The organism is Vibrio gigantis, assembly GCF_024347515.1.
GTDB classification, from domain to species: domain Bacteria; phylum Pseudomonadota; class Gammaproteobacteria; order Enterobacterales; family Vibrionaceae; genus Vibrio; species Vibrio gigantis.
Genome location: NZ_AP025496.1, coordinates 1 through 1,858 on the forward strand (window position 1 = coordinate 1; position 1,858 = coordinate 1,858).

Annotated in this window: 2 protein-coding genes; both read left to right on the forward strand. The window is 40.3% G+C overall.

What is annotated here, in order from left to right:
* The first annotated feature begins 236 nt into the window (after positions 1-236).
* The gene (locus OCV56_RS26090) at positions 237-494 is read left to right on the forward strand and encodes a hypothetical protein (RefSeq protein WP_150330786.1); all 258 of its coding nucleotides are present in this window, start codon (positions 237-239) and stop codon (positions 492-494) included.
* A gap of 23 nt (positions 495-517) precedes the next feature.
* Positions 518-1,684 (forward strand): phage/plasmid replication protein, II/X family, encoded by a 1,167-nt coding sequence (locus tag OCV56_RS26095; protein WP_158094637.1) that lies wholly within the window; start codon positions 518-520, stop codon positions 1,682-1,684.
* Positions 1,685-1,858 lie beyond the last annotated feature (174 nt).

The window sequence follows — 1,858 nt, forward strand, 5'->3', positions numbered from 1 at the left end:
GAGTATTCGATGGGGGGGCCCCGTTTCGCCGGGGGGGTCCCATCGAAACGGAAAGCTGAGTCGGGGCTGTAGTGATACCCGACTTTTGTGCCACCCATGTCACCCCTAAACACTAAACCCCTTATTCTACCTACCTTCGTCTGCTTAGACTTTTGTGCCACCAAATGACACAGGTTCGTTTACATCTCAGTGCATCGCGTGTATTCTTGGTGCATCACCAATGAACAGGTTTGAATATGGCTACTAATAAACGACGTTTAACGATCTCTCTTCCTAAGGATGTTGATGAGGCTCTTGCTGAGTTTTCAGAAGTTACCGGACAGGCTCAGTCTGCTTTTGTTGTTTCTTGTTTATCTGAAAATGTTGAGTCTCTGAAACTTCTTACTCAGGCAATCAAAGAAGCTAAGAGTGGGAATATTTCTGGGTATGAATCTTTGATGGCTCAAGCTTTGGGTTCTAGTTTATTGAATGTCACCAATTTAAAAGAGAAGTGATCGATATGGGATATGGAAATCATGTGAAGTCTATAGAGTCAGTTTCTCTTATTAAAGAGGTTAGGGATTTTTGCGAGAGTCACAGGAAGAATCCAGTCCCTGAAGATTTCGTTTCTTTTGAAACTACAAACCCATCTTTAATGGTTGATTGGCTCTCTGTAAAATTTCTTTTTTGGAGTGATGAACAGCTTAATGGGGGTAATGTAATTTCTACTAATCCTGACGGTGAAGTTGAATACACCCTAGATAAAAGAATGGGAGTCGAGGGAAGCCACGACACTAAAATTTATATTAGAACTGAGCGTCACAATTTACCCAACCTTCCTGATTTTGAAAATTATTGGATTCTTTCTGTATCTGGTAACCCTGTAAAATGGTTCCAAGGCCATAATATTTTTGGTACTTCCGATTTGAATAATTTGGTTGTAGAGCTATATGATTCGATCGCGCAGAGATTTGGAAAGGCTCAGCCCCAGGCTCTGCGCGAAGCAGTTTGTTCTGGTCATTACACTATTTCACGAGTTGATATCAATGGCATGTTTGAACTTGGCTCTAGGCTTGATGTTATTACTTGGCTTTCCCATTTAGAACAGACCTCTAGAACTAGACACGGCACCGCTGTTTCTAAAGGTAATACTGTTTATTTCGGCAAGAACTCTCAGCGCTGGAGCTTAAAGTTTTATGCTAAGGGTCAGGAAATAGAAGATCATGTTTTGCCTGCACCACTTGCACTCACTTCACTTCCTGATTTTGCCAATAACAAACTTAGAGCTGAATTGACTCTTAGAACTAAAGAGCTTTCCAAGCTTGGGCTGAATGTTGGTACTGGATGGTTTAATATTGATATGTGGGAGCTGTATTCGGAATATTTGGGCAGGGTAGAAATGAGCGAACAGAAAGAACGCGATAATTTAGTTTTAGAGTTACCTAGTCACCTTAGGTCTACTTATCTTCTTTGGAAGGAAGGCCATTCACCTAAAACTATTTTGCCTAAGAGAACTTTTTACAGACATAGAAAGGATCTTTTAGCCTTTAGTATTGATATCTCAGTACCTAACCCTAAGGATAAAATGAATGATAATGTTATTCCTTTGAGAAGAGTTATCGAAATGCGTCCTTGTGGGATTCCTGAATGGGCTTTTGGTACTGATTTGCTTTTCGAGCCTAGAAAACTTTCATCTCAAAAATAATTCCTTTTGTTAGTTTGTACGGTGCTTTTTAGCATCGTTTTTTTTGCTCTATTTCTGGTGCTATAAGCTTGCTTGTAGACCATAAATGAGCCGACAAGCGTAGCGCGTCAGTGTTACATGTTTACAAGTGCACATGTATACAACGTCACATGTATACAACATATATGCTCGCTT

Coding starts and splice junctions, on each gene's coding strand:
- OCV56_RS26090 (WP_150330786.1), top strand. CDS start 237: ATGGCTACTAATAAACGACGTTTAACGATCTCTCTTCCTAAGGATGTT.